Raw genomic sequence first — 13,403 nt, forward strand, 5'->3', positions numbered from 1 at the left:
ACGGCGACCGGGACCGTGTGTGCGGTGCGTGATCTGGTCAAGACCTATCCCGCCGCCCGCGGCCGCCGCGGCACACCCGCCACCCCCGAGGTGCGCGCGACCGACGGGATCAGCCTCGACGTCCGACGCGGTGAGATCTTCGGACTGCTCGGGCCCAACGGCGCGGGCAAGTCCACCCTCGTACGACAGCTCACCGGGCTGATGCGGCCCGACTCCGGCAGCGTCGAGATGCTCGGGCACGACCTCGTGCGCCACCCCGAGCGGGCCTCCCGTCTGATCGGGTACCTCGGGCAGGAGTCGACCGCCCTCGACGAGCTGACCGTTTCGCTCGCCGCCGAGACCACCGGGCGGCTGCGCGGACTCGCGGTACGGGAGGCCCGCGCCGCGCGCGACGCCGTGCTCGAAGAGCTCGGCCTCACCGACATCGCGGCGCGACCCCTGAACAAGCTCTCCGGCGGGCAGCGGCGGCTTGCCTGCTTCGCCGCCACCCTGGTCGGGGAGCGGCCGGTCCTCATCCTCGACGAACCGACGACCGGGATGGACCCCGTCGCCCGGCGCGCGGTCTGGGCCGCCGTCGACCGGCGCCGCGCCGAGCACGGTGCGACGGTGCTGCTGGTCACCCACAACGTCATCGAGGCAGAGACCGTCCTCGACCGGGTCGCCGTCCTCGAACGCGGCAAGGTCATCGCCTGCGACACACCCACCGGCCTCAAGGAGCGGGTGGCGGGCGAGGTCCGGGTCGAGCTGGTGTGGCGCGACCGCGCGCCGCTGGATGTTCCCGAGGTGGCCGCGCTGCGGGAGTCCGCACAGGAGTCGGGGCGCCGCTGGGTGCTGCGGCTCGGGCCGGACGAGGCACGGGCAGCGGTCGCCGCGGTGACCGCCGGGGCCGCGTTCGCCGCACTCGACGACTTCACACTGGCGACGCCGAGCCTGGAGGACGTCTACCTGGCGCTCGGCGGGGACGCTACGCAGGGGCTGGTGAAGGCATGACCGCGGGGATCGGGTACGGATGTACGGCCGGGCAGGGACCGAACGGGAGCAGCACCAGGTGACGAGCATTGTTCCTGCGGAGGCGGCCGGTGCTCGGAAGGCGGCCGGAAGCGGTTCTCCCGCCGGGGCCGAGGACCGCCTCGGTGCCGGGCCCGCACCGCTCGCGCCGCGGGCCCGGCTGTTCCCCTCGCTCGCGGCCGTCTACCGTGCCCAGCTGTCCCGGGCCAGAGTCGCCCGGATCCCGTTGCTCTTCGTGGCGACCTTCCAGTCCGTCGGGATCATGATCCTGATGCGCGGGGTCGTCGACGGCGGCGCCGAGGCACGGGCCGTCGTCGCCGGATCCAGCGTCCTCGTCGTCGCCTTCGTCGCACTCAACCTGCTCGCCCAGTACTTCGGACAGCTACGGGCCGGCGGCGGGCTCGACCACTACGCCACCCTGCCGGTGCCGCCCGCCGCGGTGGTGCTCGGTGCGGCGGGGGCGTACGCCTCCTTCACGGTGCCCGGCACGATCGTCACCGCGGTCACCGGGAGTGTGCTCTTCCAGCTGCCGATGACTCACCTGTGGGTGCTCGTCGCCGTCATTCCGTTCGCCGGGGCCGCGCTGTCCGGGCTGGGCGCCGCGCTCGGACTGCTCGCACCCCGACAGGAGCTGGCCACGCTGTTCGGACAGCTCGGCATGTCGGCGGCGTTGCTGCTCGGGGTGCTGCCGGCCGGCCGGATGCCCGCGCCGATCGGCTGGGCGCGCGATCTGCTGCCCTCGACGTACGGGGTCGAGGCGCTGTCGCGGTCGTTCGACGCCCATCCGGACTGGGCGGTCGTCGGCCTCGACCTTGCCGTCTGCGCCGTCGTCGGTGTCCTCTCACTGGCCGTGGCGACCTGGGCATACCGCAGGGCAGCGGTCCGGTGAGGCGCGGCACAGGGGCGCCTGGCACGATGGCACGGTGACCGCACCTCTGACACCGCCCGACCAGCCCTCGTCCAATGGCCCCTGGCAGACGCCGCCGAAGGGTGGTGGCTCCGGTCCCGGGGCCCACCTGCAGTCGCAGGAGGAGCGCGATCCGCGGACCGATCTGCGGCGGGCGGCCGTCGTCGCCGTCGCGCTGACGGTGGCCGGCCTCGGGCTCGGACTGTTGTGGCTCTGGCTGTCGCCGCGGGTTCCGCTGATCTCCGACAGCCAAGCGGTCTTCCTCAAGGACAGCGAGGGCGAGGAGGCGATCGGGAGCGACGGTACGTTCGTGCTGCTCGCCCTCGCGTTCGGGGCGGTGTCCGCGGCGCTGGCCTTCTGGTTCCACCGACGTGGCGGGATCGCACTGGTCGTGGGGCTTGCCCTGGGCGGGCTGCTCGGATCCCTGGTGGCCTGGGGAGTGGGCGTCTGGCTCGGACCGGAACGTGATGTGGTCGCCCATGCGCGTGAGGTCGGCAAGGGGGTGGTGTTCGATGCGCCGCTCGACCTGCATGCGAAGGGGGCGTTGCTGGCCTGGTCGCTGGCGGCGATGGTCGTTCATCTGGCGCTGACCGCGGCGTTCGGGCCGCGGGATCCGGAGCCGGAGTGGGGAGTCTGGGATGTGCCGGGGGGTACGGGCCCGGTGGGGCCCTCGTCTCCGCCTTCTCCTTCGACCTCGCCGTCGTCGGGGCCTGCGCCTGCGCCTCCGACGGAGCCGTAGGGAGCGGGGCGGCCGGGACTACGGGGGCGGGGCCGCTGTGCGGCGCCCCGCGCCTTCCCGCGGCCGGGGCCCTGCCTCGGACCCCCGGTCCGGGGTCGCCGGACGGGCTGGAAGTGCCCCCGGGGCTGGCACGCACGCTTCCGGCGTTGCCGAAATGCCCTGGTGGCTCCTTCCCCGAGCTCTCGGCTTCGTTCGAGCAGGGGAGACCCCATCGGAGGCCATCCCGGCGCCTTGGAATCGCACGCACCATGCCGCGTCCGCTCTCCGATCGAAGGTCACCCGACAGGCTCCGAGGGTCCACCGGGGCTGGAAGTGACCCGGGCTCGATGGGACCCGAGGTGGAAGTGCCCCCGGGGTTCGATGTGACCCCGAGGCTGGAAGTGACCCGGGACCGGATGTGCCCCGGGCTGGAAGTGAGCTGGGGCTGCGAATGTCCCCGGGTCGGAAGCGACCCGGGGCAGCGAATACCTCTGGGCTGAGAGTGCCCCCGGGGGCCGCGTGCGCTACGCCCGGCCGATGGACGCGAACACCGCTCCCGTCAGCGAAGCCAGATCCGTCGGGGCCAGTTCCACCTCCAGGCCGCGGCGGCCCGCCGATACGCAGATCGTCTCGTGGGACTGCGCCGACTCGTCCAGCACCGTCGGCAGCCGCTTCCGCTGGCCCAGGGGAGAGATGCCGCCCCGTACATAGCCCGTCGTGCGTTCCGCCGCCGCCGGGTCCGCCATCGCGGCCCGCTTGCCTCCGACCGCCGCTGCCAGGGCCTTCAGGTCCAGGGAGCCGGCCACCGGGACGACAGCCACGGTCAGGGTGCCGTCCACGTCGGCCACCAGGGTTTTGAAGACCCGCTCGGGGGAGACGCCCAGCGCTTCCGCCGCCTCCTCACCGTACGAGGGGGAGGCCGGGTCGTGCTCGTACGCGTGGGTCGTGAAAGGGGTGCCCGCCGCGGTCAGGGCGACCGTCGCCGGAGTGCCGCCGGAGCCGGACTGCTGGTGTTTCTTCGGCTTCTTTGCCACGGGCAGGGTCCTCGCATCAGTTGGGGTGGGTCGGCGCCTTGGTCAGGTCGACTGCGGGCAGGGACGGCAGGTGCCGGATGACGGCCGTCTCGGAGCGCAGGAGCGTCAGTTCCTCGCGCAGTCGCGTCGCCGTGTCCGGTGCCTGCAGCAGTCGCTGCTTCGACGGGATGTCGAGGATCGTGGCGGCGGCCACCAGGTACGAGACGACCGATGGGTCGTCCGGCAGTTCCGCGCCTGTCGTCAGGGAACGCTCGCTCGCTCCGGCCAGGCGCTTCTGGTAGCCGCGGAACGCCCGCAGTACGCCCTCGGCGAGGGCGCCCGCCTCGTCGCCGGTGTCCTCGTCGAGCACTTCGATCTCGGCCGTCAGGTAGGGGCCGGTCGCGTCGACCGAGAGCAGCTTGACCCGGGTGGTGCCGGTCGCCAGGACCTCGAAGCTGCCGTCCGCGCGTTCCCGGATCTTTGCCGCGTCCGCGACACAGCCGACCCGGTGGAACGCCTGGATCGGGTCGGGGCCGAAGCCGTCGGCGGGAGCGCGCTCGGTTGCGGAGGGCACCGCGGTGGCGTCCGGCATGCCGACGGCGGTCGGGGCGATCTCGCGGCCGTCGCGGATCGCGACCACGACGAAGCGGCGCGGTTCGTCCTCATCGGTCTTCAGCAGCTCGCGCATCATGGCGCGATACCGCTCCTCGAAGACGTTGAGCGGCAGCACGAGGCCGGGGAACAGCACCGCGTTCAGCGGGAAGAGGGGCAGACGAGCGGTGGTCACAACGGTCAAGCGTAATGGCCGCGCGACCCGCCGTGGCCGGCCCGGTACCGCAAAGGCATCGCGGACGCCACCTGGAGACGTACCCCGTCCCGCGCGTCCAGGAACTGGCCGAGCGGATCGTCGGAGACCAGGGACCACGGGAACGACGTCGCATGGGGCCCGATCAGCCGGAACTGTTCCAGCGCCTCGTCCCAGCGACCCCGGACGACCAGCACGTATGCCAGCAGATTGCGAACCTCGGCCGGCCAGGGATCGCCCGGCTCGTACGTGGCGGACAGCGCGATCGCCAGATCCGCGGCCCGGTCGATCCGCTCCTCCAGGACCGATGCCGTCCGCGCCTCGGGACCGGCGATCAGCAGTGCGAACGCGGCCCGCACCGGCAGCGCCTGTACCAGCGAGCTGGGCAGCGAGTCCTCGGCGGCCTGTTCGGCGAAGTCGAAGCACTCGCGGTGCGAGCCGTACCAGGCGGCGGAGAGGTACTGCAGCGCCGCGACGTGGCAGCCGTAGTGGTGCGAGGAGCGCCGAATGGCCTGCTCCCACAGTGCCTCGAAGGTGGTGTGCGAGGCATGCGTGCCGCGGGCGTGGTCGAGCGCGAGCCGCCAGGGCACCGGGTCGCGCGGATCACTCTCGGCCGCCGCGCTGATCAGCGGTGCCACGTCGCGCAGCTGCTCGGCACGGGCCGGTGACTCCCAGGCGCGCCGGACAGCCAGCTCGGCCTTGACGAGCAGTGCGTCCGGGTCGTGCGGGGCGGCGTCGAGCCAGTCGGCCAGCCAGCTGTCGCGGTGGCGGGTGAAGGTGACGAGCCGGCCGAGGTAACGGTCGCGGTTCTCCCACTCGGCGGCGTCCCGGGTGGTGGCGAGGAGCTTGGCGGCCGGCTCGTACTCCCCGAGTGCGGCGGCGACGAGCGCGGGGGAGAGCCGCTCGTCGGGGGTGTCGAGCAGCACCGCATCGTCCGCGGGCAGTCCGGCGGACAATTGCGGCGCGTGCCGGATCATGCGCGCGGTACGGAGCAGGGCGCGAAGGAATGACATGGTGCAGACCATTGAAAAGCGCTGGTCGAGGCGGCGCCAGAGGGGCGCTGTGAAGCTTTGGTGGCGAGTGCAGAGGTTGCCCTGAGAAGGGTCAATAAAGAGTAAAGGATGAAGGCGGATCTGGCTTGATCATCGTGCTCGGGTGGTCCGTGTCCGTTGCGTGTCGGCCGGGGGCGGCCACCCGTCGGAGCGTCCGACAGGCCCCTGCCTGCGGGCAGAAGGCGGACTGTCCCGGCCGTGCCCGGTCAGCCGCGGCGCAGCAGCCGGGACGCGCCCGCCGCCACCGTCGTGGCCAATATCCACCCCAGCAGCACCAGCGCGGCTGCCGCCCACTGCCAGCCGCCCTCCATCCGCCAGTAACCGTCCTGCCCGAGGTTGATCACCGGCACCAGGAGATCCAGCGCGTACAGCGCCGCGTTCCACTCCGGGTGCTCGTCCCGCTTGATCGCCGTCGGCTCGTACTGCGAGAAGGCCATCGCCCCGGCCGCCCACAGCACCGCCATCCATACCGCCGCCCGCCCGGGCCGGTAGCCGTAAGCCACCGTCCAGTCCTGGAGGATCCCCCACAGCTTCGCGGCGGGCGGCAGCGTCTCGCGCCGACGCCGCTGCTTGGCGAGCAGCACCTCGCGGGCGTCCGCGTCCTCCCCGCAGTTGCGGAGCACCGCCGCCAGCCGTTCGTACGGCTCCGGTATGTACTCGGGGGTCGCCGACGCCAGCCAGTCCAGGCGGCGGGAGAGCGGGAAGTGCCCGTACGGGACGAGGTTCTCGTAGACGAAGCCGCCCATCGCGAGCCCGCCGGGTCCCGGCCAGCTGCTCGACACATCGATCAGCGTGACGACCTTCGCGCCGTTGAGCACGACCCGGCCCTCCTCCGGGCGCTCCGCGTTGAACCGCAGCTCCGGGGCGACGATCCGGCGCAGCGACAGCTCCTCGCGGGGCGCCAGCACGAACCGGGCCTTGTGCACGTCGACCGCGTCACCGAACCGCCCGTCGTCAAGCCGCACCCCGCCACGGCACTCGAAGACCTGCGCCCGGGTGCCGTGCGCAGGGGTCGGGGCCATGACGATGCCGTACGGGGGAGTGGTGCCCGGGTTCCCCGTGTCGACGCTGACCCACGCCTCGGTCATGTACAACGTCCGCTCCACCGTCAGCTGCGGGGCGTTCAGTGCGCGCCGGCCGGGCCCCGCCCGCAGCCGGCTGCCGCGCAGACTCAGCGAACCGCCGACCTTCGCGCCGCGCAGGCTCAGCTCGCCACGCGTCTCGACCATCTCCGCCTGCAGGTCCTGCGCGACCGTCAGACCGTCCCCGGCGAGCGCGCGGCCCTGCCGGTCGGCCCCGAGCTCGATCTGATTGAGCAGCAGATCGGTGCCGATATGGGCGTCGGTGAGCCGGATCCCACGCTCGATCCGGCAGCGCGGCAGATGGAGGTCGCCCTCGGTGCGCAGCCGCGCCGCCTCCAGCCGCGGCACCGCGCAGCCGACCATCCGCAACGTCGTGAAGTGACACTCCGGCAGGACCACCTCCTCCTCGAAGCGGCAACCCGTCAGCTCCACGTACGGCGCGACACGCCCGCCCGCGAGATCGAGCGTCCCGATGATCCGTAAGCCCCGCAGTTTCAGCGCGGCGACCCGTCCGGGCCGGGCGGGCGGCCCGCTCAGCAGCAGCCGGGCGACGACACGGGCGTCCACGCTGCGCTCGGCGCCCCAGACCGTCGGAGCGAACGGGTCGTCCCGCATCGGGTCGCGGGCGCGCAGGTCGTAGGTGCTGCCGTTCCGGAACGCCCGCCACATGCCCAGTTCCGCCGCACTGAGGCTGTCCGGGATCCCGCTGTCCTGCGGTTCGGTCACCGGGGCCCCTTCCGCTTGCAGCCGTTGTTCCCTCTGTGTTCCCTCTGGGTGACGGCGTGAACGCTCGCGGTCAGGAGTGGCCGGGAGTGGTCGGCTGTGACGGCCGGGTCACGTATCAGTCAGTGATACGGCCGAACTGTCGCCGGAGGCGGTCTGAGAGAATTGGGGTGTGATCTCTCGAATCGATCTGCGCGGCAATGCCCTCCCGGAGGGCGGCGACCTGCGCGACCTGCTGCCCCGTGCCGAGTTCGACGTGGAAGCCGCACTGGAGACGGTGCGCCCCATCTGCGAGGACGTACGCCATCGTGGCTCAGCGGCAGTGATCGAGTGGGGAGAGAAATTCGACGGCGTACGGATCGACTCGATCCGGGTCCCGGCCGCAGCCCTGTCCGAGGCGCTGGACCGGCTCGATCCCGCCGTACGGGCCGCCCTGGAGGAGTCGATCCGCCGCGCCCGCCTCGTCCACCACGAACAGCGCCGCACCACGCACACCACGCAGGTCGTCCCCGGCGGCACCGTCACCGAGAAGTGGGTGCCCGTCGAGCGCGTCGGTCTGTACGTGCCGGGCGGGCGCTCCGTCTACCCGTCGTCCGTGGTCATGAACGTCGTACCGGCGCAGGAGGCGGGTGTCGAGGGGATCGCCGTCGCCTCCCCGCCGCAGAAGGCGTTCGACGGTCTGCCGCACCCCACCATCCTCGCCGCCTGCGCCCTGCTCGGCGTCGACGAGGTGTATGCCGCCGGTGGCGCCCAGGCCGTCGCGATGTTTGCGTACGGAACGGCCGAATGTCTTCCGGTGAACCTCGTCACCGGCCCCGGCAACATCTATGTCGCCGCCGCCAAGCGCCTCCTCAAGGGCCGCATCGGCATCGACGCCGAGGCCGGCCCCACCGAGATCGCGATCCTCGCCGACTCCACCGCCGACCCGGTGCACGTCGCCGCCGATCTGATCAGCCAGGCAGAGCACGACCCGATGGCCGCCGCCGTCCTCGTCACCGACTCCGAGGAACTGGCCGCCGCCACCGAGGCAGAGCTGAAACCGCAGATCGCCGCGACCAAGCACATCACCGACCGGATCGAGCCCGCGCTGGCCGGCCGCCAGTCCGCGATCGTCCTGGTCAACGATCTGGAGGACGGTCTCAAGGTCGTCGACGCGTACGCCGCCGAGCACCTGGAGATCCAGACCGCCGATGCCGCCGCCGTCGCCGGCCGGGTCCGCAACGCCGGAGCGATCTTCGTCGGCCCGTGGGCCCCGGTCTCGCTCGGCGACTACTGTGCCGGCTCCAACCACGTCCTGCCCACCGGCGGCTGCGCCTGTCACTCCTCGGGCCTGTCCGTGCAGTCCTTCCTGCGCGGTATCCACATCGTCGACTACACGCGCGACGCGCTCGCCGAGGTCACCCACCATGTCGTGACCCTCGCCGAGGCGGAGGACCTCCCCGCCCACGGCGCCGCTCTCAAGGCCCGTTTCGCCGAAGGCGAACTGGACGAGCACAGTGGCTGGAAGGTTCCGCAGCAGTGACGAACAGCAACACCACCCGTATCGACGACCTGCCGGTCCGGGACGAGCTCCGTGGTCAGTCCCCGTACGGCGCGCCCCAGCTCGACGTGGCCGTACGGCTGAACACCAACGAGAACCCGTACCCGCTCCCCGAGGCGCTCGTCGACCGCATCGCCGAGCGCGTCCGCGAGGCCGCCCGCGACCTCAACCGCTACCCCGACCGGGACGCCGTCGAACTCCGTACCGAACTGGCCCGCTACCTCACCCGCACCGCCGGGCACGAGGTCGGTCTCGCCAACGTCTGGGCGGCCAACGGCTCCAACGAGGTGCTTCAGCAGCTGCTGCAGACCTTCGGCGGACCCGGACGCACCGCGATCGGCTTCGAGCCCTCGTACTCGATGCACGCCCTCATCGCGCGCGGCACCGGCACCGGCTGGATCTCCGGACCGCGCAAGGACGACTTCACGATCGATGTCGACGCGGCGTGCGAGGCGATCGCCGAGCAGCGGCCGGACGTCGTCTTCATCACCTCGCCCAACAACCCCACGGGCACCGCCGTCGACGCCGACACCGTCCTCGCGCTGTACGAAGCCGCCCAGGCCGCCAGGCCCTCGATGGTCGTCGTCGACGAGGCGTACGGCGAATTCAGCCACCACCCCTCGCTGCTCCCGCTGATCGAGGGCCGGCCCAACCTGGTGCTCTCGCGCACCATGTCGAAGGCGTTCGGCGCCGCCGGTCTGCGGCTCGGCTACCTCGCCGCCGACCCGGCCGTCGTGGACGCCGTGCAGCTGGTGCGGCTGCCGTACCATCTCTCCTCCGTCACCCAGGCCACGGCGCTCGCCGCCCTGGAGCACACCGACACGCTCCTCGGATACGTCGCGCAGCTCAAGAGCGAGCGCGACAGGATCGTCACCGAACTGCGTGCCCTCGGCTTCGACGTGACGGACTCGGACGCCAACTTCGTCCAGTTCGGCCGCTTCGCCGACAGCCACACCGCCTGGCAGCAGATCCTCGACCGGGGCGTCCTGGTCCGGGACAACGGCGTACCGGGATGGCTGCGGGTCTCCGCAGGAACCCCGGCAGAGAACGACGCGTTCCTCGATGCGGTACGCACGCTTGTAAATGAGAACGCCAAGAAGGAGCACGACGGATGAGCCCCCGCGTAGGCCGCGTGGAACGTACCACCAAGGAAACGTCCGTGCTCGTCGAGGTCAACCTCGACGGCATCGGAAAGGTCGACGTGTCGACCGGGGTCGGCTTCTACGACCACATGCTCGACCAGCTCGGCCGCCACGGCCTCTTCGACCTCACGGTCAAGACCGAGGGCGATCTGCACATCGACACGCACCACACGATCGAGGACACCGCCCTCGCCCTCGGCGCCGCCTTCAAGGAGGCACTCGGCGACAAGGTCGGCATCTACCGCTTCGGCAACTGCACCGTCCCGCTGGACGAGTCGCTCGCCCAGGTCACCGTCGACCTCTCCGGCCGCCCCTACCTGGTGCACACCGAGCCGGAGAACATCGCGCCGATGATCGGCTCGTACGACACCACGATGACCCGGCACATCCTGGAGTCCTTCGTCGCCCAGGCGCAGATCGCCCTGCACGTCCACGTCCCGTACGGCCGCAACGCACACCACATCGTGGAGTGTCAGTTCAAGGCGCTCGCCCGCGCCCTGCGGTACGCCTGTGAGCACGACCCGCGTGCCGCCGGAATTCTTCCCTCCACGAAGGGCGCGCTGTGACCGGCCTCAACACCATTCTGATCGTCCTCGGCCTCTTCCTGGCCGGCGGCGTCTACTCCTTCTCGAAGCAGAAGATGCCCAAGGGCGTCATCGTGCTGCTCGGAATCGCATCCGTGATGTGTCTGACCGCAGGTGTCATGCGGATCCAGGGACTCTGGGACTGAGGGAGCGACCTGTGAGTGACAAGAAGAAGGTCGTCGTCTTCGACTACGGCTTCGGCAACGTCCGTTCCGCCGAGCGCGCCCTCGCCCACGTCGGCGCGGACGTCGAGATCACCCGCGACTTCGACCGGGCGATGAACGCCGACGGGCTGCTGGTGCCCGGCGTCGGCGCGTTCTCCGCCTGCATGGAGGGGCTGAAGAAGGCCCGCGGCGAATGGGTCATCGGCCGCAGGCTCTCCGGCGGTCGGCCCGTGATGGGCATCTGTGTCGGCATGCAGATCCTCTTCGAGCGCGGCATCGAGCACGGCGTGGAGACGGAGGGCCTCGACGAGTGGCCCGGCACCGTCGCCCCGCTGCAGGCCCCGGTCGTCCCGCACATGGGCTGGAACACCGTGCGGTCCCCCGAGGACTCCGAGCTCTTCGCCGGTCTCGACCCCGAGGCCCGGTTCTACTTCGTGCACTCGTACGCGGTGCACGACTGGAGCCTCGAAGTCACGAACGCCAGGATCCGCGCCCCTCGGGTCACCTGGGCCACCCACGGCGAGCCGTTCGTCGCCGCCGTGGAGAACGGCGCCCTGTGGGCCACCCAGTTCCACCCCGAGAAGTCCGGCGACGCCGGTGCCCAGCTGCTGACCAACTGGATCGGAACACTCTGATGTCCACCACGCTTGAGCTCCTCCCCGCCGTCGACGTCCGCGACGGCCAGGCCGTACGCCTCGTGCACGGCGAGTCCGGCTCCGAGACCTCGTACGGAGACCCCCTGCAGGCCGCCCTCGCCTGGCAGCGGGCGGGCGCCGAGTGGCTGCATCTCGTCGACCTGGACGCCGCGTTCGGTACCGGTGACAACCGGGCGCAGATCGCCGAGGTCGCCCGCTCCATGGACATCAAGGTCGAGCTGTCCGGCGGCATCCGTGACGACGCCTCGCTCGCCGCCGCCCTCGCCACCGGCTGTACCCGGGTCAACCTCGGCACCGCCGCGCTGGAGACCCCCGAGTGGGTCGCCAAGGTCATCGCCGAGCACGGCGACAAGATCGCCGTCGGCCTCGACGTCCGCGGTACGACGCTCCGCGGCCGCGGCTGGACCCGCGACGGCGGCGACCTCTACGAGACGCTCGCCCGCCTCGATTCCGAGGGCTGTGCCCGCTACGTCGTCACCGACATCGCCAAGGACGGCACGCTCCAGGGCCCCAACCTGGAGCTCCTGAAGAACGTCTGCGCCGCCACCGACAAGCCCGTCGTCGCCTCCGGCGGTGTCTCCTCGCTGGACGACCTGCGGGCGATCGCCTCGCTCGTGCCGGACGGCGTCGAGGGCGCGATCGTCGGCAAGGCGCTGTACGCGAAGGCGTTCACCCTCGAAGAGGCGCTGCAGGTGGTCTCCGGATGACCGACTCCGTCAACCGCATCTCCTCCGGCGCCCCCTGGGAGGACAAGTTCGGCTACTCCCGCGCGGTGCAGCTGCCGAACGGGCTCGTCCTGGTCGCCGGCTGCACGTCGATCGTCAACGGACAGATCTCCGCGGGCGGCCCGTACGAGCAGGCCGTCGCCTCCTTCAACGTCGCCTTCGACGCGCTGAAGCAGGTGGGGCTGGGCCGCGAGGACGTCGTCCGTACCCGGATGTACCTCACGCACGCCCGGGACGTGGACGAGGTCGGCCGCGCCCACAAGGAGCTGTTCGATGACGTACGCCCCGCCGCTTCCATGATCATCGTCTCCGGTTTCGTCGACCCCAGCCTGGTCGTCGAGGTCGAGATCGAGGCCTACCGGGCAGGTGCGCAATGAGTCTCGCGGTACGTGTCATCCCGTGCCTGGACGTCGACAACGGCCGGGTCGTCAAGGGTGTCAACTTCCAGAACCTGCGTGACGCGGGTGACCCCGTCGAGATGGCCAAGCTGTACGACGCCGAGGGCGCCGACGAGCTGACCTTCCTCGACATCACCGCGTCCAGCGGCGACCGGGAGACGACTTACGACGTGGTGCGCCGCACCGCCGAGCAGGTCTTCATTCCGCTCACCGTCGGCGGCGGCGTCCGTACCGTCGACGACGTCGACAAACTGCTGCGGGCCGGCGCCGACAAGGTCGGCGTCAACACCGCGGCGATCGCCCGCCCGGACCTCATCCGGGAGATCGCCGAGCGGTTCGGGCGGCAGGTCCTCGTGCTGTCCGTGGACGCCCGGCGTACCCCCGCGGGCACCTTCGAGGTCACCACGCACGGCGGCCGCAAGGGCACCGGCATCGACGCCGTCGAATGGGCGCACCGGGCCGCCGAGCTGGGCGCGGGCGAGATCCTGCTCAACTCGATGGACGCCGACGGCACGAAGGACGGCTACGACACCGAGATGATCGCCGCGGTTCGCAAGCACGTCACCGTCCCCGTCATCGCCTCCGGCGGCGCGGGCCGGCTCGCGCACTTCGCACCGGCCATCGCGGCAGGCGCCGACGCGGTGCTCGCCGCGTCCGTCTTCCACTTCGGCGATCTGCGGATCTCCGAGGTCAAGGGCGCTCTCAGGGAAGCCGGACACCCGGTCCGCTGACCCGCGCGTACGCATCGATCGCCGGGCGCAGCCGATTTTTCGGCTGCGTCCGGCGATCGCCGTTCCGCGGGCCGTCTCCGCTCCGATCGCAGCAGCACCGCCATCCGGAATCCCACAACTTTTATTGCGCAATAAAGATTGCGCAAGTTTTCTTT

At 71.3% G+C, this 13,403-nt stretch carries 15 protein-coding genes; 11 read left to right on the top strand and 4 right to left on the bottom strand.

Annotated features, from left to right (window positions below; all coding sequences use genetic code 11):
- Positions 1-15 precede the first annotated feature (15 nt).
- From AB0I23_RS10220 to AB0I23_RS10230, 3 genes are read left to right on the top strand one after another with little or no spacing between them, the layout of a single operon-like run.
- Entirely contained in the window at positions 16-990 is a 975-nt protein-coding gene (locus AB0I23_RS10220) for an ABC transporter ATP-binding protein (protein WP_359108828.1), read from the top strand.
- Between the two features lie 58 nt (positions 991-1,048).
- On the top strand, positions 1,049-1,897 hold the full coding sequence (locus AB0I23_RS10225; protein ID WP_436846909.1) for an ABC transporter permease: 849 nt from the start codon (positions 1,049-1,051) through the stop codon (positions 1,895-1,897).
- A 34-nt stretch (positions 1,898-1,931) separates the two neighbouring features.
- Positions 1,932-2,654 (top strand): ABC transporter permease, encoded by a 723-nt coding sequence (locus tag AB0I23_RS10230; protein WP_359108652.1) that lies wholly within the window; start codon positions 1,932-1,934, stop codon positions 2,652-2,654.
- Between the two features lie 503 nt (positions 2,655-3,157).
- Here the strand turns inward: AB0I23_RS10230 and ybaK are convergent.
- From ybaK to AB0I23_RS10250, 4 genes are all read right to left on the bottom strand, one after another.
- Positions 3,158-3,667: a Cys-tRNA(Pro) deacylase gene (ybaK, locus tag AB0I23_RS10235; RefSeq protein ID WP_037699011.1), complete on the bottom strand. Its 510-nt coding sequence runs from the start codon at positions 3,665-3,667 to the stop codon at positions 3,158-3,160.
- 16 nt (positions 3,668-3,683) lie between these two features.
- The gene (locus AB0I23_RS10240; RefSeq protein WP_359108654.1) at positions 3,684-4,433 is read right to left on the bottom strand and encodes an LON peptidase substrate-binding domain-containing protein; all 750 of its coding nucleotides are present in this window, start codon (positions 4,431-4,433) and stop codon (positions 3,684-3,686) included.
- Positions 4,434-4,438: 5 nt separating this feature from the next.
- Positions 4,439-5,476, bottom strand: a complete 1,038-nt coding sequence (locus tag AB0I23_RS10245) for a hypothetical protein (RefSeq protein ID WP_359108656.1) — start codon at positions 5,474-5,476, stop codon at positions 4,439-4,441.
- A 233-nt stretch (positions 5,477-5,709) separates the two neighbouring features.
- Positions 5,710-7,311, bottom strand: a complete 1,602-nt coding sequence (locus AB0I23_RS10250) for an oxidoreductase (RefSeq protein ID WP_359108658.1) — start codon at positions 7,309-7,311, stop codon at positions 5,710-5,712.
- Between the two features lie 169 nt (positions 7,312-7,480).
- Between AB0I23_RS10250 and hisD the strand changes: the two genes are divergently transcribed.
- From hisD to hisF, 8 genes are read left to right on the top strand one after another with little or no spacing between them, the layout of a single operon-like run.
- Positions 7,481-8,830, top strand: a complete 1,350-nt coding sequence (gene hisD / locus AB0I23_RS10255; RefSeq protein ID WP_359108660.1) for a histidinol dehydrogenase — start codon at positions 7,481-7,483, stop codon at positions 8,828-8,830.
- Positions 8,827-9,963: a histidinol-phosphate transaminase gene (locus tag AB0I23_RS10260; RefSeq protein ID WP_359108662.1), complete on the top strand. Its 1,137-nt coding sequence runs from the start codon at positions 8,827-8,829 to the stop codon at positions 9,961-9,963. Before hisD ends, AB0I23_RS10260 begins: the two co-directional genes overlap by 4 nt.
- A complete protein-coding gene (gene hisB, locus AB0I23_RS10265; protein WP_359108664.1) occupies positions 9,960-10,556 on the top strand; it encodes an imidazoleglycerol-phosphate dehydratase HisB in 597 nt (198 codons plus the stop codon). Before AB0I23_RS10260 ends, hisB begins: the two co-directional genes overlap by 4 nt.
- Positions 10,553-10,720: a hypothetical protein gene (locus tag AB0I23_RS10270; RefSeq protein WP_359108666.1), complete on the top strand. Its 168-nt coding sequence runs from the start codon at positions 10,553-10,555 to the stop codon at positions 10,718-10,720. Before hisB ends, AB0I23_RS10270 begins: the two co-directional genes overlap by 4 nt.
- A gap of 11 nt (positions 10,721-10,731) precedes the next feature.
- A complete protein-coding gene (gene hisH / locus AB0I23_RS10275; RefSeq protein ID WP_037699033.1) occupies positions 10,732-11,373 on the top strand; it encodes an imidazole glycerol phosphate synthase subunit HisH in 642 nt (213 codons plus the stop codon).
- On the top strand, positions 11,373-12,101 hold the full coding sequence (gene priA / locus AB0I23_RS10280) for a bifunctional 1-(5-phosphoribosyl)-5-((5-phosphoribosylamino)methylideneamino)imidazole-4-carboxamide isomerase/phosphoribosylanthranilate isomerase PriA (protein ID WP_037699035.1): 729 nt from the start codon (positions 11,373-11,375) through the stop codon (positions 12,099-12,101). Before hisH ends, priA begins: the two co-directional genes overlap by 1 nt.
- On the top strand, positions 12,098-12,496 hold the full coding sequence (locus AB0I23_RS10285; RefSeq protein WP_359108668.1) for a RidA family protein: 399 nt from the start codon (positions 12,098-12,100) through the stop codon (positions 12,494-12,496). The genes priA and AB0I23_RS10285 overlap by 4 nt, the downstream gene beginning before the upstream one ends.
- Positions 12,493-13,248 carry an imidazole glycerol phosphate synthase subunit HisF gene (hisF, locus tag AB0I23_RS10290; protein WP_359108670.1) on the top strand — a complete coding sequence of 252 codons (756 nt, stop codon included), beginning with the start codon at positions 12,493-12,495 and terminating at the stop codon, positions 13,246-13,248. The genes AB0I23_RS10285 and hisF overlap by 4 nt, the downstream gene beginning before the upstream one ends.
- Positions 13,249-13,403: the final 155 nt, after the last annotated feature.

Origin of the sequence: Streptomyces atratus (assembly GCF_040655115.1) — a bacterium.
Classification (GTDB): Bacteria; Actinomycetota; Actinomycetes; order Streptomycetales; family Streptomycetaceae; genus Streptomyces; species Streptomyces atratus_D.

What these genes read in the sequence shown, in the direction of transcription:
- AB0I23_RS10245 (WP_359108656.1), bottom strand. Translation starts at nt 5,476, where the DNA reads ATGGTCTGCACCATGTCATTCCTTCGCGCCCTGCTCCGTACCGCGCGC.
- hisB (WP_359108664.1), top strand. Translation starts at nt 9,960, where the DNA reads ATGAGCCCCCGCGTAGGCCGCGTGGAACGTACCACCAAGGAAACGTCC.
- priA (WP_037699035.1), top strand. Translation starts at nt 11,373, where the DNA reads ATGTCCACCACGCTTGAGCTCCTCCCCGCCGTCGACGTCCGCGACGGC.
- AB0I23_RS10285 (WP_359108668.1), top strand. Translation starts at nt 12,098, where the DNA reads ATGACCGACTCCGTCAACCGCATCTCCTCCGGCGCCCCCTGGGAGGAC.
- hisF (WP_359108670.1), top strand. Translation starts at nt 12,493, where the DNA reads ATGAGTCTCGCGGTACGTGTCATCCCGTGCCTGGACGTCGACAACGGC.